Genomic DNA, 17150 nt, shown 5'->3' with positions numbered 1-17150 from the left:
TAATATACTTAATAATAAGCTTTACTGTAAAGTAAGGCTTGTTTTACTTTAAGGGGGAACTTACACATATGGAAGGGGCTATAAAACTAGTCGAAAAAATTGATAGTTTTTTATGGAATTGGCCGTTATTAATTTTGCTTTTAGGAACTCATGTGTTTTTAACGGTGAGATTAAAATTTATACAAAGGCATATGGGAAAGGCTGTCAAACTTTCAGTAACAAAAGATGATAATGCAAATGGAGATGTAAGTCAGTTTAGTGCACTTACTACAGCACTTGCAGCTACTATAGGAACAGGGAATATAGTTGGAGTTGCTACAGCGATATCACTTGGAGGCCCTGGTGCTGTTTTTTGGACATGGATTACAGGAGTATTTGGGATATCAACTAAATATGCAGAAAGTTTACTTGCAACTAAGTATAGGGTTAAAACTGAAGATGGTACAATGGCGGGAGGTCCCATGTATGTTTTAGAACATGGTATGAAAAAGAAATGGCTAGGTGTACTATTTGCTATATTTACAAGTGTTGCTGCTATAGGAACAGGGGGAATGGTTCAGTCAAATGCCATTTCTGCTATGATAAATGATACTTTTAAGGTGCCTTATGCTGTAACTGGAGTAATACTTGCAGTACTTACAGCAGTTGTTATACTTGGGGGAATAAAGAGTATCGCTAAGGTTTGTGAAGTATTTGTTCCTTTTATGGCAGGCTCATATATTTTGGGGTGCTTAATAATACTTGGACTTAGCTATGAAACTATCCCAAACTCTCTACATACTATAATAAGCTCTGCATTTACAGGCCAAGCTGCAGCTGGAGGGTTTGCAGGTTCTACAATAATGATGGCAATGAGATTTGGAGTATCTCGTGGACTTTTTTCTAATGAGTCAGGGCTTGGAAGTGCCCCTATAGTATCTGCTGCTGCACAAAGCAGAAATCCTGTAAGACAAGCTCTTGTAGCATCTACTGGGACATTTTGGGATACAGTAATTGTTTGTGCTATAACAGGGTTAGTGCTTACAAACACAGGAGTATGGACACAAGGACTTCAAGGAGGACAGCTTACACGAGAGGCATTTGGAACTATACCAGTGGTAGGTCCTATTGTACTTACTTTAGGACTCATAACATTTGCTTTTTCAACTATACTTGGATGGTCTTATTATGGAGAAAAGTCAATAGAGTATCTATTTGGTAAGAAAGCTATTTTGCCGTATAAATTGCTTTGGATTATTATGATATATATAGGTTCGGTTTTCTCACTAGACGTTGTATGGAACTTTGCAGATTTAGCAAATGGACTTATGGCAATACCAAATTTAATTTCACTAATTGCCTTAAGTGGTGTTATAGTAAAGGAAACAAAAAAGTATTTATGGGAAGATAACTTAGACGAAGAATCTAATGATGAAAAGATAGCAATGTAAAAAATTGCAAATAAAGCTTTGGGTTAAAGAATTAAATATAATAATTCTTTAATACCGAGCTTTATTTGTTTTAAAAAGGATAGTGTTGTATTATAATATAGCTAGGTTTAGTATTATTGCAAAAGAGCTTGATTTTGGTTTATGACCCTATACAATGGGAGATCAAATAAGTCATAATAAAATGGAGGAAAGTTAGGAAATGCCTACAGACAAAAAGAACAAGGACAAAAAATTTGATGACAATAAGATGAAGTATATAATTTATTATGTCATTGCTGCAGCAATTGTAGTGTTTTTTATTAATGATTATATAATGAATACTCAGACAAAGCACATTAAATATACAACATTTTTAAACATGATAGAGCAAAAACAAGTTAAGGAAGTAGAGTTTTCAAAAGATAAGGTTATAATATATCCTAATGAAAAATCAGGATATGAAGAAAAACTTTTATATACAGGAAAGGTTGAAAATGATATTCGACTTTTAGAGAAGTTAAATAACGCTAGTATTCCTTATGACACTGTAATTCCAAAACAAGATAATCCAATAAGAAACTTTATACTTAATTGGATACTTCCTTTTGTAATATTTATGTTTATAGGAAGATATTTATTTGGAATGCTTGATAAGAAAATGGGCAGTGGCGTCATGTCTTTTGGTAAAAATACAGCTAAGATTTATGCGGAAAATGAAACCGGTGTAACATTTAAAGATGTAGCAGGACAGGAAGAAGCAAAAGAATCACTAGTAGAAATAGTTGATTTTTTACATAATCCTAAAAAATATATTGAAATAGGAGCAAAGCTCCCCAAAGGAGCATTGCTGGTAGGTCCTCCGGGAACAGGAAAAACCCTTCTTGCTAAAGCAGTTGCAGGAGAAGCCAACGTGCCTTTTTTCTCTATATCAGGTTCGGGCTTTGTAGAAATGTTCGTTGGTATGGGGGCTTCAAGAGTTAGAGATTTGTTTGAACAGGCTCAAGAAAAAGCACCATGTATAATATTTATAGATGAAATAGATGCTATAGGCAAAAGCCGTGAAGGAAATATCAGTGGGAATGATGAAAGAGAGCAAACGTTAAATCAGCTTCTTGCAGAAATGGATGGATTTGATTCCTCTAAGGGAGTAGTAATCCTTGCTGCAACTAATAGACCAGAGGTTTTGGATAAAGCACTTTTGAGACCAGGTAGATTTGATAGACGAGTAATTGTAGATAGACCTGACCTTAAGGGAAGAGAAGACATACTAAAGGTTCATTCAGTTGGAGTGAAAATGGATAAGGATGTAGACTTAAAGGCACTGGCGAAATCAACTCCTGGAGCGGTAGGAGCAGATCTTGCTAATATTATAAATGAAGCAGCATTAAGGGCAGTAAAGAATAATAGGAAAGAAGTAATACAAGAGGATTTAGAAGAAGCAGTTGAGATAATAATTGCTGGAAAAGAAAAGAAAGATAGAATATTATCTCCACAGGAAAAGAGAGCGGTGGCATTTCATGAGGTAGGTCATGCATTAGTAGCAGCTCTTTTAACCCACACAGATCCAGTGCATAAAATAACTATTGTACCAAGAACTATGGGGGCCCTTGGATATACTCTTCAAGTTCCTGCTAAGGAAAAGTATTTGAGTACTAAAGAAGAAATGCTTGATCAAATATCAGTTATGCTTGGGGGAAGGGCGGCAGAAGAGGTTGAATTTAATACAATTTCTACAGGAGCATCAAATGATATAGAAAGAGCAACAGAAACAGCTAGAAATATGGTAACTATATATGGAATGAGTGAAAGATTTGATATGATGGGACTAGAGTCCATATCAAATAGATATTTAGATGGCAGAGCTGTTAAGAATTGTAGTGAAACAACGGCAGCTATAGTTGATGAGGAAACTTTGAAAATAATAAAAGACGCTCATACTAAGTCCATAAATATACTTAAGGAAAATCATGAACTGTTGAGAAGAGTTGCAGAAAAACTATTAGAAAAGGAAACAATCATGGGTGATGAGTTTATGGCCATGGTAGAAGAGAAAAAAATAGATGAAGATATAGAGAGCAAAGACAATGTGGAAAATGTAACAAGTGTAGAAGGTAGCGATGAAGCTATACATAAGTTAGTGTAGCATTATAACAAATTAAAAGTACTTGTTATCGGCTACTAAATTTAAACGGGGTGATACAAATATGGAAAGAGAAGAATTAGAGAGGGAATTAAAAGAAGAACTTCAAAAAGAATTAGACCTTGGTATCGAAAAAGAAAGGCTTAAAGAGACTATAAATATAATCAATCAGGAAATAAACAATTATATAGAAAAGAGACGTGAGATATCAGAATATATACTTGGGTATAGAAAAGAAGTATTGGAAGAATATAAAGATGATGAAGATAAAATAATTGAGTATTTTGACCATGAAAGGTTCGTAGCAGAAGAACAATTTAAGGTTATAGATAGAAGATTAAAGGAACTTGTTATACTGAAACCTAGTCCTTATTTTGGAAAGGTGAATTTTATTGAGGAAGAAATAGGACTAGAAGAAAGCATGTATATTGGAAGATTTAGTGTTATTCCTAAGGATGAATTTGAACCAATAGTTGTAGATTGGCGTGCGCCCATATCTTCACTATTTTATGCTGGAAAAACAGGGGAAGTTTATTATACTTCTCCAAATGGAGAGGTTAGAACTGAAGTTTTAAATAAAAGGCAATTTGTTATAAAAAAGGCACAGCTTCTAGGAATGTTTGATTCAGCTATAGACATTAAAGATGACATACTCCAAATGGTGCTAAGTAAGAATGCTACATCAAAGTTAAAAGATATAGTAATGACAATACAAGCTGAACAGGATAATCTAATAAGACAGCCTAAGGATAAAACCATAGTAGTTGACGGTGTAGCAGGAAGTGGGAAAACTACAATAGCACTTCACAGGGTAGCTTATTTGCTGTACAACAATAGGAAAACTTTACAAGATAAGGTGTTGATATTAGGACCTAACAAAGTCTTTATGGAGTATATATCTACAGTGCTTCCAAGTTTAGGAGAGGTAGGAGTTAGGCAAACTACTTTTAGAGATTTAGCTATGGAACTATCTGAGATAGATAGTATAATGTCATTTAAGGAGTATATGGAAAATGTATTAAGTGGAAATAAAGAATTTATAAATGAGATGCTTTATAAGAATTCCGATGAATACATTGAAAAGCTTGACTTATTAATAAGAGACCTTGAAGATAATTATTTTGAACTAAGAGATATCAGCATATATAATAAAATGATTATAAGCAAACAAGAACTTCAGGATTTATTCCAAAATCATTTTAAAGCTATGCCACTGTTCAAAAGAAATAAAAGAACTAAGAGAATAATTTATACTAGAATAAATGAATTAAGAAATGATGAAATAAAAGCTATAGAAAAGAAATATAAAGAAAAAATCAATGCTCTTTCTGAAGAATCCTTAAATTTAGAGGGAAGCGAATTGGAATTTAAAAAGAGATTAGAAATAAGAGAAGCTATTGAAGAATCTATAAAGGCTAAACAAGGCTTAAGATGGATAAATGGTGAAGAAATAATTAATATATATAGGAGATTTAATCAAGATAAAACTTTAACATATGATGACTTAGCGGCGGTGCTTTATTTAAAGATAAAATTGGAAGGATTTGCAGCACCAGAAGAGATAAAACATGTTGTTATAGATGAAGCACAGGATTATAGTAAACTTCAATTTATGGTTATAAATGAGTTAACTAAGTGCCAATCTTTAACTATAGTAGGGGACAGCAACCAAAGATTACTTCCTATAAGAGGGGAAGTACCTATGTGCTATATAGAAAAGTATTTATCAAATAAAAATGTACAACATTTTAAGCTTGATAAGAGCTATCGATCTACTAAACAAATAATGGAATTTGCCAATAAGTATATACAAAGTGATAATATAGTGCCTTTGGTAAGAAGCGGTGAAGAGGTAGAAGTAACTGAGTTTAAGCAATATGAAGATATAGAAGAAAAGCTATTAATGAATATAAGCAAACTAAAGGAAAAAGGCCATGAAAGCATAGCAATCATATGCAGGGATCTAGAGGAAACCAATAAGATTGCGGAGATATTAAAGGATAAGATGTATATAAAGGTAATAGATAATGAGGAGATATTATATACTTCGGGAGAAGTTGTGATACCTTCATACTTTGCTAAAGGGTTGGAGTTTGATGCAGTAATTGTTATAGACACTAATAATGAAATAGAGAACAAAGATAAAATGCTTTATGTAATGAGTACAAGAGCATTGCATGAACTATATGTGTATGAAAAAAAATGCTAGGAATTTACTCCTAGCATTTTTTACCATTTAAGCTAAGTGACTTATTTTTCATAGGAAATTAGTCTTTGTATAAGTTCATCTACCATTACATTAATTGTTTCAAAATTAATATTTGAAACATAATAATTTTCTAGTACGTCATGAATTTTCTTGCATTTAGTTATACATTGTAAGCCTTCATGTAAAAGATCATAGAACTTAGCTTCATCCTTTTGAATTTCAGCTTTATATTTATCTAAATAATTTTTCTTTAAAAGATCTTCCATCTGAATATGCTCGCCTTCAAAGGATTTCCTATTTATTTCATTAGAAGTTACAATAGCTATATCTAAATCTGGAATAAAGATGTGTTCTATTCTATTTGGATTTATTACATCATGGAATATTTCTACAAAAAATCCGCGTTTTAAAGCTTCATCTTTCAAGAAGTTTAAAACTTCTGTCTTCCCAGTACCAGGATCGCCATTGAGCACATAGACATTTTTAAAAGGAGCTACAAGTTCATCGATAAAGGTTATTATCCCATTAGGAGTAAGTGCTGTACAGAATAGATGTCGTTCTTTTCCTATAGCAAGAACATTATCCTTGAAAATCTTATCCATTAGTGTTTTCTTTAAATCATTCAATTTTACTTCATCTAGTGCTTCAAGATTATAGTTTCTCCAATCCTCATGAACTGCAGCAGCAGCTTTAAAATAGCTAAAGCCCCTTTTATAGGAGCGACTATTATCAGCATAAATTGGATATAATTCTTCTTTTATAGATGACAACCCTTTTTCATCTAAGCATACTCCTAGATTAAATGTTTCATCTACTGCACCAGGATATATAGGATCTTGCATATGAGGAGCAGTACCATCAATCAAGGCTATATTTAGTCCCTTAATAAGTATTGCGTCTAAGGATTCGTTGTCAGAAGAACAATGGAAGTATTCTACATCATATCCCCTGTTTTGAAATATATTGCCTATTTTTTTCATTGCAGATGACTTGCCAGTTCCGGGGCCACCTTTAAAATATATTACTCTTCTGGCTTCCTTAGTAGGAATTATATAATTAAAGAAGAAATATGGACCTAAAGGTGTATTACTGCCAGGAAATAAGTGCCTTTCTCTTCCAGTCATAATTTCACACTCCATAAAAAAAATTATACAATATAATATGCAAAAATGAGTTCTATGTGATTATGAAGTGCAATATTTAAAGAGATGCTAACAAAAATAAAAAATACATAATCGCTAAAATGTAATATAAGTTAACGATTATAGATTGGTGATTAGTTATTAGCAAAATCTCTATCTATTGTAATTATAGCATTATAGTGAGGGTGGATATTCTTTATATCCTTATTTAAATTGGATTTAATTTCTTCAATAAATTGGTCAGTGAGTTTTTGTGTATAACATACAACTATATCAAATATAAGATTCTTAGTATCGCCTTCACCAACCATTCTAAAATCATGAAGTGATTTAATCATAGAATATTTAGTTATTATACTCTCAACTTCACCTCTAGCGTAGGTTACTTCTTCATCATTGGTATTTATAGGATCCATATGCACAACAAGTACCACATTTAGCTTTTCGGAAATTTCCTTTTCAGCTCTATCGATAACATCATGAATTTTAACTATTGATATATCCTGTGGCACTTCGGCATGAACTGTAGCTATAAATTTATTAGGCCCATAGTTATGGATTATTAAATCATGAGTGCCTGTTATATATTCATAGCTTAATAAGCTGCTTGTTATCTTTTCAACTAAGTCAGAATCTGGTGTAGTACCTAGGAGAGGGTCTAAAGTTTCCTTTATAAGGGAATATCCTGAATAAAGTATAAATAAGGATACAAGCATTCCTATATATCCATCTATAGGAAGGGTAATCCACTTGGATAATAGTAAGGATAAAGCTACACCACTTGAGGAAAAAACATCTCCTAGTGCATCCATAGAGGAAGCTTGAAGAGCTGAAGAATTTATAGTTTTACCTATATAATTATTAAATCTACTAAGCCATACCTTTGTAAATATAGATAAAACAAGAAGTATAAAAGGAATAACTTCAAACTTCACAGGAGTAGGATTAATAATTCTTGCATAAGAAGATTTTACAAATTCAAATCCTACTAAAAGAACCATAAAGGATACTATAAGTCCAGATAAGTATTCTATTCTTCCATGACCAAAGGGATGCTCTTCATCTGCAGGTTTAGAAGCTAGCTTAAATCCAAGCATAGTTATTACAGAAGAAGTGGCATCTGAAAGATTATTAAATGCATCTGCAGTAACTGATATACTTCCAGATATAATTCCAACTACAAGCTTTACTCCAAAAAGTATAGCATTAACTACTATTCCGATAATACTTCCTAAAAATCCATAGGAGTTTCTAACTTTTTCATTTTCAACATTTTCAGAGTTTTTTATAAAACGCTTAACTAATAATTGAGAAACCATTCTAAACACCTCATAACTTTAATTAAATACAATTATAGATTATACCACTAACAATTACCAATTAACAATTATTAATTAACTATTAACCATTATCTATTATTTGAAAGAAGAACATAATTATGATATGCTAAATTTATTAAATTTTCAATTAAAGTGAAAGAAAGGTTGATTGTGGATGAAGGATAAAGTTACATTAGCTAAAGATTTGATAGACTTTATATATAAAAGCCCAACGGCATTTCATGCTGTAGAAACTGTGAAGAACATTCTAGATGAAAATGGATTTAATGAACTTAAAGAAACAGAGCAGTGGAATTTAAAAGCTGAAGAAAAGTATTATGTAATAAAAAATAATTCAGCAATAACAGCATTTGTTGTAGGAAGAAAAAGTATTGTAGAAAATGGATTTAGAATAGTAGGAGCACATACGGATTCTCCAACCTTCAGAATCAAACCTCATGCTGAGATGACGTCAGAGGGTAATTATTTAAAGTTAAATACTGAGGTTTATGGGGGGCCAATCTTAAATACTTGGATGGATAGACCATTGTCTATAGCAGGAAGAGTTGTTTTAAAATCAAATAATCCTTTGAAGCCAAATTGTAAATTGTTAAATATAAAAAAGCCAATACTTATAATTCCCAACATAGCTATACATATGAACAGAGAGGCAAATAAGGGATTTGAAATAAATTCTCAAAAGCATACATTACCTTTAGTTGGAATGATTAATGATAAGCTTTCGAAAGAAGATTTCTTGTTAAACACTATAGCAAAGGAATTGCATATAGATAAAAGTGAAATACTAGATTTTGATTTGTTTTTATATGAATATGAAAAGGGATGTATAATGGGAATAAATGATGAATTTATATCCAGTGGAAGATTAGATGATTTAGCTATGGTGCATGCAGCTCTAGAAGCTCTTGCAAGTTCAAAGCCTTCAAATGCAACTAATGTTTTAGTGTGCTTTGATAATGAGGAAATAGGAAGTACTACAAAACAAGGAGCAGATTCTATATTTTTATCAAGTATTTTAGAAAGAATAGTAGAAAAAGAACAAAGTGGGAAGGAAGCATATTTTAGATCTTTAGCAAACTCCTTCATAATATCTTCAGATTTAGCTCATGCGGTGCATCCTAACTGGGAAGAAAAAGCAGACCCTACTAATAGACCTATAATAAATAAGGGACCTGTAATTAAAATAAATGCTAATTTCAGTTATACTACAGATGCTTATAGTTCAGCTATTTATGAAGGGGTATGTAAAAAACAAAGTGTTCCTGTTCAAAAATTTGTAAATAGATCTGACTCAAGAGGTGGTTCAACTATAGGACCTATATCTTGGTCCCATGTAAATATTCCATCTGTAGATATAGGGACTCCAATACTTGCAATGCACTCTATAAGAGAACTTGGCGGAGTAGATGATCATTACTACATAGCTAAAAGCTTTGAAGGATTTTATTTTATATAACGTATAGAGATTATGATTATATTATAAATTAGTATGTATCAATATATTTGAGATAATTCTGAAGTTTATGTTGATTTTAAAACTCTAATGTGATAAACTAAAAAGAAAAAATAAATATACCTGGGGTAGAGGTGCTGTAATTAATAGTACTTATTCTTAGCGGCTGCGCGATGAGGAATAAAGAAAGGAATTATAGCCGAAGAAGAATAATGTAGGAAGTTATCTTCTGGCTTTGTATAAAATATATGCAAAGTTGTCACTATAATGGTGGAGAGCTACAGAGGTTAAATACAATAGAAGCTAAAAAGCAGCTATAGGTATAACCTTGGCTGCTTGTTTTTTTGTAAGGTTTATTTGATTTTAAAAAGTAACTCAAACACAATAAAATTTTAGGGGGCAACATTATGAATTTATTTGGAAGTATGGAAATAAGAGAAAATACACTTTATATAGGTGGAATAAGCACTGTTGAGCTTGCTGAAAAATACGGAACTCCTTTGTATGTTTTTGATGAGGGGCTTATGAGAAACACATGCAAAGATTATTACAAGTATTTTAAAGTAAATGAGTCAAACAATAGGGTTGCATATGCGGGAAAGGCATTTTTAACTTTAGCTATGTGTAAGTTAATTGAAGAGGAAGGTCTTTGTTTAGATGTAGTATCTGGAGGGGAACTATATACTGCTATGAAGGCAAACTTTCCAGCAGATAAAATTTATTTTCATGGAAACAATAAGACTTTAGAAGAAGTAGAGATGGGAATAGATTATGGAGTTTCAAGATTTGTAGTAGATAATTTTTATGAGTTAGAACAAATAAATAAAATTGCAACAAGAAAAAATAAGGTTCAAAAAGTACTATTAAGAATAACTCCAGGAATAGAAGCACATACTCACGATTATATAAAAACTGGTCAGATAGACTCAAAATTTGGATTTACTTTATCAAATGAAGATGCCTTAAAAGGAGTTAACATGGCATTAGAGCTTCCAGGAGTTGAACTTGCTGGATTACACTGCCACATTGGTTCTCAGATTTTTGATTTATCACCATATGAAGATGAAGTGGAAATAATGATGAACTTTATAAAAGTTATAAGAGATGAATTCAACTATGAAATTGAAGAGCTAGACCTAGGTGGTGGATTTGGAATTTATTATACGGAAGAAGATGAACCAAGAAGTACTAAGGAATACTGTGAAACTATAATAAATAAAGCAGATGAAGTTCATAAGAGATTAGGGATAAAACTTCCAATGCTTACTATAGAACCTGGAAGATCCATAGTGGGGAATGCAGGAATAACTCTTTATACTATAGGATCAACAAAAAATATTCAAGGAGTAAGGAAATATATATCAGTAGATGGAGGAATGGGAGATAATATAAGACCTGCGTTATATAATGCTAAATATGAGTGCATTGTTGCAAATAGAATGGAAAATGAAAAAAATGACTTTGTAACTATAGCAGGTAAGTGCTGTGAGTCTGGAGATATACTTATAAATGATACAAATATAGCAGACTCTGAAAGTGGAGATATTTTAGCAATGTTTACAACTGGGGCATATGGATACTCCATGAGCAGTAACTATAATAAGATACCTAAAGCTGCTGTTGTATTTGTAAAAGATAGAGAAGCAAGACTTGTATGTAAAAGACAAAGCTATGAGGATTTAATTGGAAATGAAATGTTTTAAATATTAGTTTTAGTATTTAAAAAATTGAAGTGTAAGGAGAAATTTCTCCTTACACTTTTTTTACTGTAAGAATAAGTCGCTGTCAGCAGCTAATTCTTGAGAGGTGTTGTCAAACTCCCAGGTGGCTATATTGTTTGCTACAACTGGATCGCGTACATTGTCTGGTAATTTTGTATAATCAGTTTTAGAATATGATTTAACTATCTTTTGTGGGGCTTCTAAATAATCCCTGTCCATTGCGAGATATCCACTATTCTTTTCTGTCATGGAAATCCCTCCTTATAAATTAGTTTGGAGAATTTAAATAGAGGAAAATATATTATCCTCAAGATTAGTATTCCACAGCTATTAAAAAAAATTACTTTTATTTTAAGTATATAGTTTAATTTTAGAGGTATATTAAAGTAGTATCTTCATAATATGTTCATAAAATATAAAAAAAGTTAAATAAATAAATATTTTAATTAAGAAGGATAAAGTGAAGTTTTATAGAATAATAATAATAGGGTAATAATTATTATTAATAGGGAGGGTTATAAAATGACTAAATTAAATGAAATTTACAAATGTGGGATTTGTGGGAACATAGTAGAGGTAGTACATGAATCAGTAGGAACTCTAGTATGCTGTGGTAAGGAAATGATACATCTTAAAGAAAATACAGTAGATGCTGCAAAGGAAAAACATGTTCCTGTAATAGAAAAGATTGAAGGTGGTGTTTTAGTAAAGATAGGGGAAGTTGAGCATCCTATGCTAGAAGAACATCATATAGAATGGATAGAAGTTTTAACTGTTGATAAAGTTTATAGAAAATACTTAAAAGTAGGCGAAAAGCCAGAAGCTATCTTTAAAGTTGATGAAGAAGTAATTGCAGCTAGGGAATATTGTAATTTGCATGGTTTATGGAAAAAATAGTTTTGTTAATGATTAATAAAAATAATTAAGGTATATAATAATCCCTATATAACAAAATAATTGTTATATAGGGATTTTAGTTTTATAATAGTATATTAAGGAATAACATATAAATGTAACATATTATCGGAAATGAGAAGATTATAAAATGGAGGAATTTACAATGGAGCAGACAGAACAAAAGAAAGTTATATTTAGTGGAATACAGCCTTCTGGTGAATTAACTTTAGGAAATTACCTAGGAGCGTTAAAAAACTGGGTAAAGCTTCAAGATCAATATGATTGTTACTATTGCATAGTTGATATGCATGCTATAACAGTAAAACAAGAGCCAAAGGATTTAAGAAGAAGAACTTTAGAAGTTCTATCTATATACATTGCAGCAGGGATAGATCCAGAAAAAAATACTTTATTTATACAATCCCATGTACCAGCTCATGCAGAAGCAGCATGGCTTTTAAACTGTAATACCTATATGGGTGAATTGTCGAGAATGACACAATTTAAAGATAAGTCTCAAAGATATGGAAATAATATTTCAGCTGGTCTTTTTAATTATCCAGTGCTTATGGTAGCAGATATACTTTTATATCAAGCGGATTTAGTGCCAGTAGGAGTGGACCAAAAGCAGCACTTAGAATTAACTCGTGATGTTGCAGAAAGATTTAACAATACATACAGTGAAACTTTTAAAATACCAGAACCATATATACCTGAGGCAGGAGCTAAGATCATGGACCTTCAAGAGCCAACCAAAAAGATGTCTAAGTCATCTGACAATCCTAATTCATATATACTTATAATGGATCCACCAGAAGTAATAAGAAAAAAGGTATCCAGAGCAGTAACTGACAGCTTAGGAGTAGTTAAATATAACGATGAACAGCCAGGAGTTAAAAACTTAATGACAATTTTAAGTGTAATTAAGGGTAAAACTATACAAGAAATAGAGAAGGAATATGAAGGGCAAGGATATGCTCAGTTTAAAAAGGATGTAGCAGAAGCTATAGTTGGAGAACTTGAGCCAATACAGAAAAAGGTAAAAGATTTGGTAGCAAATAAGGAATACTTAGAAAGCATTTATAAAAAGGGAGCAGAAAAGGCAAGCTATGTAGCAAATAAAACCCTTAGAAAGATGCAAAAGAAGATAGGATTTATACCAGTATCAAGATAATAAAAATATTATTTACTTTGAAAAGTGTGTGCTTGTTTTGCTAAGCATACACTTTGTTTATTTATTTAAAAGGGTTGCAAAATGCATAGTTTTTGTATATCATATGATTATAAGCGAATATGATAATATAAGGAGTGAGAAGGTTGGATTTAATACAGGTGATGAAAGCATTATCTGATGAAACACGTATGAGGATACTTAATATACTTAAAGAAGGGGATTTATGTGTCTGTGAAATAGAGGTTTTACTTGATATAAACCAGTCTAATGCATCGAGACACCTAAACAAATTAACAAATGCAAAGATTCTAGATTATTACAAGGTAGCTAAGTATGTTTATTACAAAATAAATGAAGATACAATTAAAGAGTTTCCTTTTTTAAAGGAAGTAATTGAAAAACATGCCATTAAGTTAAATCAGTGCAGAATAGACTACGAAAGGTTAATAAAATATAAGGAAAGTAACTTAAGTTGTGATGACTTAAAAGAAGGTAAGATTTACTTTAATAATTAACTTAGAATAAATAATATTACAATACGGAGGATGATTTTATGAAAGCAAAGGTAGCATTTATATGTGTACACAATTCCTGCAGATCACAAATGGCAGAGGCGTTAGGAAAGTTATTTGCAAGCGATATATTTGAGTCTTACTCAGCAGGAACGGAGCTTAGGCCTCAAATAAATCAGGATGCAGTAAGAATTATAAAAGATTTATATAATGTAGATATGAATGAAACGCAAAAATCTAAGTTGTTAGACGATATACCAGCGGTAGATATTGTTATAAAGATGGGATGTAATGTAGTTTGTCCTTATTTACCAGGAAAACATGTAGAGGATTGGGGATTAGATGATCCATCAGGTAAGAGTGATGAAGAATTTATAAAAACTGCAAAAACTATTGAAGAGAAAATAAAAGATTTAGCAATAAGAATTAAAAACAATGAGATTAATTTATAATTGGTAAAAATCACACCACTGGGGTGGTAAAAGGAGGATTTTAAATGACTACTGAAAATAAAGAAGGCGGTAAGGGTCTTGGAGTATTTGAAAGATATCTTACTATTTGGGTAGCACTTTGCATTGTTGTAGGAATACTTATTGGTAAATTCATGCCAGTAATACCAAATACCCTTAATAAATTTGAGTATTATAATGTATCTATACCAACGGCTATATTAATATGGCTTATGATATATCCTATGATGCTTAAAGTTGATTTTTCTAGCATCGTAAATGCAACAAAGAAACCAAAAGGATTAATAGTAACTTGTGTTACTAACTGGCTTATTAAGCCTTTTACAATGTATTTAATTGCAGCATTTTTCTTAAAGGTTGTATTTGAGGCATTTATACCTGAAAACTTAGCAACAGAGTATTTAGCAGGGGCAGTACTTTTAGGAGCAGCACCATGCACCGCAATGGTATTTGTGTGGAGTTATTTAACTAAAGGGGATCCTGCTTATACTTTAGTCCAAGTAGCGGTGAATGACTTAATTATATTAATAGCATTTACTCCAATTGTAGCATTTTTACTTGGAATAAGTGATGTGACAGTTCCTTATGGAACATTAATACTGTCAACTATATTATTTGTTGTAATACCATTAGCAGCAGGATACTTTACTAGAAAGTCTGTAATAACAAACAAGGGTTTAGAATACTTTAATGATGTATTCTTGAAGAAGTTTGATAATACTACAATTATAGGATTATTATTAACTTTAGTTATTATATTCTCTTTCCAAGGAGAAATAATCATAAATAATCCGTTACACATTCTTCTAATAGCAATACCTTTAACAATTCAAACATTCCTAATATTTGCAGTTGCTTATGGATGGGCTAAAGCATGGAAATTACCTCATTCAATTGCTGCACCTGCAGGAATGATTGGAGCAAGTAACTTTTTTGAACTAGCGGTTGCTGTTGCAATATCATTATTTGGATTGAAATCTGGTGCTGCACTTGCTACAGTTGTGGGTGTTTTGACGGAAGTACCTGTAATGCTTACTCTTGTTAAAATAGCTAATAATACTAGAAACTGGTTTCAAAGTGAAAAATTAAGAAGCTAAAACATAATCGCTATAGTATTTAAAATAAACATAAAGCTCTTGGGGGTAAACCAAGAGCTTTATGTTTATAAAGGTTTATCGTTAATAGGTTGACAAAATATCATATGAAGCATAATATGTATATATACCCATGTGGGTATATATATTACAAGTAAATTCTAAAAGGAAGTGAGAACTATGGAGAAATTAATAAATTTTTTTAAAATACTATCCGATGAAACTCGTTTAAGAATTTTAGTGCTTTTATATCATAAAAAACTTTGTGTTTGCGAAATGTGCGGCATTATGGAAGAAACACAGCCCAAAATATCAAAACATTTAGCAAAGCTTAGGGACATGGGATTTGTTAAAGATGAAAGAAAAGAACAATTTATATATTATTATTTAAATTTTAATAATAAGGTACTTGACAATATTTTGAAGGAAATTGTAGACAATATTGATGACTATGAAACCTTGAAGAAGGATATTGAGAAGATTGTTTATGCGGAAGTTTATCTCGATTCATGTAAAGGGCAAGCGGAGCATCTCAATAGTAAATAAGCTGATGGGAGGAGCAAAATGAGTGTAATTTCTAACTTATTTGGATTACTTAATGATCAAATATTAAAAATGAAGTGGCTTTCAGAACTAGTGCGCTTACTAATAGAAAATCTATTTGGATTATCTATTAAAGAAAAATTGGGAGGAAGTGTACATTTTTTTATTTATGATACTATAAAGATTTTTATATTATTGTCAGTGTTGATATTTATAATATCCTATATTCAAAGTTACTTTCCACCTGAAAGGACAAAGAAAATACTTGGAAATATTAAAGGGGTAAAGGGAAATATATTAGGAGCATTGCTTGGGACTATTACTCCATTTTGCAGCTGTTCTAGTATCCCTATATTTATAGGATTTACCTCAGCAGGACTTCCACTTGGAATAACCTTTTCATTTTTAATATCTTCTCCACTTGTGGATTTAGCTTCAATATTAATTTTAATGTCTTTCTTTGGAGCTAAAATTGCTATAGCATATGTTGTGGTTGGGTTAATACTTGCAGTTATAGGTGGAACTATAATTGATAAGCTGGGCTTAGAAAAATATATAGAAGGATATGTGCGTGAAATAGAAAATGTTGATACTGAAGTAATTGAAATGAGTCGTGAAGAAAGAATGTCTTACTCAAAGGATCAAGTTAAAGATATATTTAGAAAAGTTTGGTTATATGTCTTAATTGGAGTTGGGATTGGAGCGGTAATTCACAACTGGGTACCACAATCCGTTGTGGAAAGGGTAATAGGAAATAAAAATCCATTTTCAGTATTACTTGCTACAAGTATAGGAATACCAATGTATGCTGATATTTTTGGTACACTTCCAATAGCAGAAGCACTATTTGGTAAAGGTGTAGGAATTGGTACAGTATTATCCTTTATGATGGCTGTAACTGCACTTTCATTACCATCAATGATTATGCTTAGTAAGGTTGTAAAACCTAAGCTTTTAGGAATATTTATAGCTATAGTTTCTATAGGCATAGTTATTATAGGATATTCATTTAATGCATTTTCATATATTTTTATATAAATAAATAT

General features: G+C 31.4%; 15 protein-coding genes and 1 riboswitch. Of the genes, 12 read left to right on the top strand and 3 right to left on the bottom strand.

Annotated features, from left to right (window positions below; all coding sequences use genetic code 11):
* Window positions 1–68 precede the first annotated feature (68 nt).
* The 3 genes from JOC70_RS09010 to JOC70_RS09000 all read left to right on the top strand — a co-directional run bounded on the left by JOC70_RS09010 (window position 69) and on the right by JOC70_RS09000 (window position 5758).
* Window positions 69–1430, top strand: coding sequence for an alanine/glycine:cation symporter family protein (locus tag JOC70_RS09010; protein WP_204598562.1), 1362 nt, complete (start codon window positions 69–71; stop codon window positions 1428–1430).
* 199 nt (window positions 1431–1629) lie between these two features.
* The gene (ftsH, locus tag JOC70_RS09005) at window positions 1630–3552 is read left to right on the top strand and encodes an ATP-dependent zinc metalloprotease FtsH (protein ID WP_243429087.1); all 1923 of its coding nucleotides are present in this window, start codon (window positions 1630–1632) and stop codon (window positions 3550–3552) included.
* Window positions 3553–3613: 61 nt separating this feature from the next.
* Window positions 3614–5758: a HelD family protein gene (locus tag JOC70_RS09000; RefSeq protein ID WP_204598561.1), complete on the top strand. Its 2145-nt coding sequence runs from the start codon at window positions 3614–3616 to the stop codon at window positions 5756–5758.
* 41 nt (window positions 5759–5799) lie between these two features.
* Here the strand turns inward: JOC70_RS09000 and JOC70_RS08995 are convergent, their stop codons facing one another.
* Both JOC70_RS08995 and JOC70_RS08990 read right to left on the bottom strand, forming a co-directional pair.
* The gene (locus tag JOC70_RS08995) at window positions 5800–6882 is read right to left on the bottom strand and encodes a PRK06851 family protein (RefSeq protein WP_204598560.1); all 1083 of its coding nucleotides are present in this window, start codon (window positions 6880–6882) and stop codon (window positions 5800–5802) included.
* 152 nt (window positions 6883–7034) lie between these two features.
* Window positions 7035–8219 (bottom strand): cation diffusion facilitator family transporter, encoded by a 1185-nt coding sequence (locus JOC70_RS08990; protein WP_204598559.1) that lies wholly within the window; start codon window positions 8217–8219, stop codon window positions 7035–7037.
* A 175-nt stretch (window positions 8220–8394) separates the two neighbouring features.
* Between JOC70_RS08990 and JOC70_RS08985 the strand changes: the two genes are divergently transcribed.
* Window positions 8395–9696 (top strand): M18 family aminopeptidase, encoded by a 1302-nt coding sequence (locus tag JOC70_RS08985; protein WP_204598558.1) that lies wholly within the window; start codon window positions 8395–8397, stop codon window positions 9694–9696.
* 118 nt (window positions 9697–9814) lie between these two features.
* A riboswitch (Lysine riboswitch) is annotated at window positions 9815–9982 on the top strand.
* A gap of 118 nt (window positions 9983–10100) precedes the next feature.
* A complete protein-coding gene (lysA, locus tag JOC70_RS08980; RefSeq protein ID WP_204598557.1) occupies window positions 10101–11396 on the top strand; it encodes a diaminopimelate decarboxylase in 1296 nt (431 codons plus the stop codon).
* Window positions 11397–11456: 60 nt separating this feature from the next.
* On the opposite strand, the gene JOC70_RS08975 is transcribed toward lysA, so the two are convergent.
* The gene (locus JOC70_RS08975) at window positions 11457–11663 is read right to left on the bottom strand and encodes a hypothetical protein (RefSeq protein WP_097026774.1); all 207 of its coding nucleotides are present in this window, start codon (window positions 11661–11663) and stop codon (window positions 11457–11459) included.
* A 273-nt stretch (window positions 11664–11936) separates the two neighbouring features.
* Between JOC70_RS08975 and JOC70_RS08970 the strand changes: the two genes are divergently transcribed.
* The 7 genes from JOC70_RS08970 (at window position 11937) to JOC70_RS08940 (ending at window position 17142) form a co-directional block, all read left to right on the top strand.
* The gene (locus tag JOC70_RS08970) at window positions 11937–12311 is read left to right on the top strand and encodes a desulfoferrodoxin (RefSeq protein ID WP_186428906.1); all 375 of its coding nucleotides are present in this window, start codon (window positions 11937–11939) and stop codon (window positions 12309–12311) included.
* A 163-nt stretch (window positions 12312–12474) separates the two neighbouring features.
* The gene (trpS, locus tag JOC70_RS08965) at window positions 12475–13485 is read left to right on the top strand and encodes a tryptophan--tRNA ligase (protein WP_204598556.1); all 1011 of its coding nucleotides are present in this window, start codon (window positions 12475–12477) and stop codon (window positions 13483–13485) included.
* Between the two features lie 143 nt (window positions 13486–13628).
* A complete protein-coding gene (locus JOC70_RS08960; protein WP_204598555.1) occupies window positions 13629–14000 on the top strand; it encodes an ArsR/SmtB family transcription factor in 372 nt (123 codons plus the stop codon).
* 38 nt (window positions 14001–14038) lie between these two features.
* On the top strand, window positions 14039–14449 hold the full coding sequence (locus JOC70_RS08955; protein ID WP_204598554.1) for an arsenate reductase ArsC: 411 nt from the start codon (window positions 14039–14041) through the stop codon (window positions 14447–14449).
* Window positions 14450–14493: 44 nt separating this feature from the next.
* Window positions 14494–15564: an ACR3 family arsenite efflux transporter gene (arsB, locus tag JOC70_RS08950; protein WP_204598553.1), complete on the top strand. Its 1071-nt coding sequence runs from the start codon at window positions 14494–14496 to the stop codon at window positions 15562–15564.
* A 177-nt stretch (window positions 15565–15741) separates the two neighbouring features.
* Window positions 15742–16107, top strand: coding sequence for an ArsR/SmtB family transcription factor (locus JOC70_RS08945; protein ID WP_204598552.1), 366 nt, complete (start codon window positions 15742–15744; stop codon window positions 16105–16107).
* A gap of 18 nt (window positions 16108–16125) precedes the next feature.
* Complete coding sequence (locus tag JOC70_RS08940) at window positions 16126–17142, top strand: permease (protein ID WP_204598551.1); 1017 nt, start codon at window positions 16126–16128, stop codon at window positions 17140–17142.
* Window positions 17143–17150: the final 8 nt, after the last annotated feature.

The sequence above is a fragment of the Clostridium pascui genome (assembly GCF_016908015.1).
Taxonomy (GTDB): domain Bacteria; phylum Bacillota; class Clostridia; order Clostridiales; family Clostridiaceae; genus Clostridium_AK; species Clostridium_AK pascui.
Note: the sequence above shows the minus strand (reverse complement) of the source record. Positions and strands in the feature narration are given on the sequence as shown.

What these genes read in the sequence shown, in the direction of transcription:
- JOC70_RS08990 (WP_204598559.1), bottom strand. Translation starts at nt 8,219, where the DNA reads ATGGTTTCTCAATTATTAGTTAAGCGTTTTATAAAAAACTCTGAAAAT.
- JOC70_RS08985 (WP_204598558.1), top strand. Translation starts at nt 8,395, where the DNA reads ATGAAGGATAAAGTTACATTAGCTAAAGATTTGATAGACTTTATATAT.
- trpS (WP_204598556.1), top strand. Translation starts at nt 12,475, where the DNA reads ATGGAGCAGACAGAACAAAAGAAAGTTATATTTAGTGGAATACAGCCT.
- JOC70_RS09000 (WP_204598561.1), top strand. Translation starts at nt 3,614, where the DNA reads ATGGAAAGAGAAGAATTAGAGAGGGAATTAAAAGAAGAACTTCAAAAA.
- JOC70_RS08970 (WP_186428906.1), top strand. Translation starts at nt 11,937, where the DNA reads ATGACTAAATTAAATGAAATTTACAAATGTGGGATTTGTGGGAACATA.
- JOC70_RS08995 (WP_204598560.1), bottom strand. Translation starts at nt 6,882, where the DNA reads ATGACTGGAAGAGAAAGGCACTTATTTCCTGGCAGTAATACACCTTTA.
- ftsH (WP_243429087.1), top strand. Translation starts at nt 1,630, where the DNA reads ATGCCTACAGACAAAAAGAACAAGGACAAAAAATTTGATGACAATAAG.
- JOC70_RS09010 (WP_204598562.1), top strand. Translation starts at nt 69, where the DNA reads ATGGAAGGGGCTATAAAACTAGTCGAAAAAATTGATAGTTTTTTATGG.
- JOC70_RS08945 (WP_204598552.1), top strand. Translation starts at nt 15,742, where the DNA reads ATGGAGAAATTAATAAATTTTTTTAAAATACTATCCGATGAAACTCGT.
- JOC70_RS08955 (WP_204598554.1), top strand. Translation starts at nt 14,039, where the DNA reads ATGAAAGCAAAGGTAGCATTTATATGTGTACACAATTCCTGCAGATCA.
- lysA (WP_204598557.1), top strand. Translation starts at nt 10,101, where the DNA reads ATGAATTTATTTGGAAGTATGGAAATAAGAGAAAATACACTTTATATA.
- arsB (WP_204598553.1), top strand. Translation starts at nt 14,494, where the DNA reads ATGACTACTGAAAATAAAGAAGGCGGTAAGGGTCTTGGAGTATTTGAA.
- JOC70_RS08940 (WP_204598551.1), top strand. Translation starts at nt 16,126, where the DNA reads ATGAGTGTAATTTCTAACTTATTTGGATTACTTAATGATCAAATATTA.
- JOC70_RS08975 (WP_097026774.1), bottom strand. Translation starts at nt 11,663, where the DNA reads ATGACAGAAAAGAATAGTGGATATCTCGCAATGGACAGGGATTATTTA.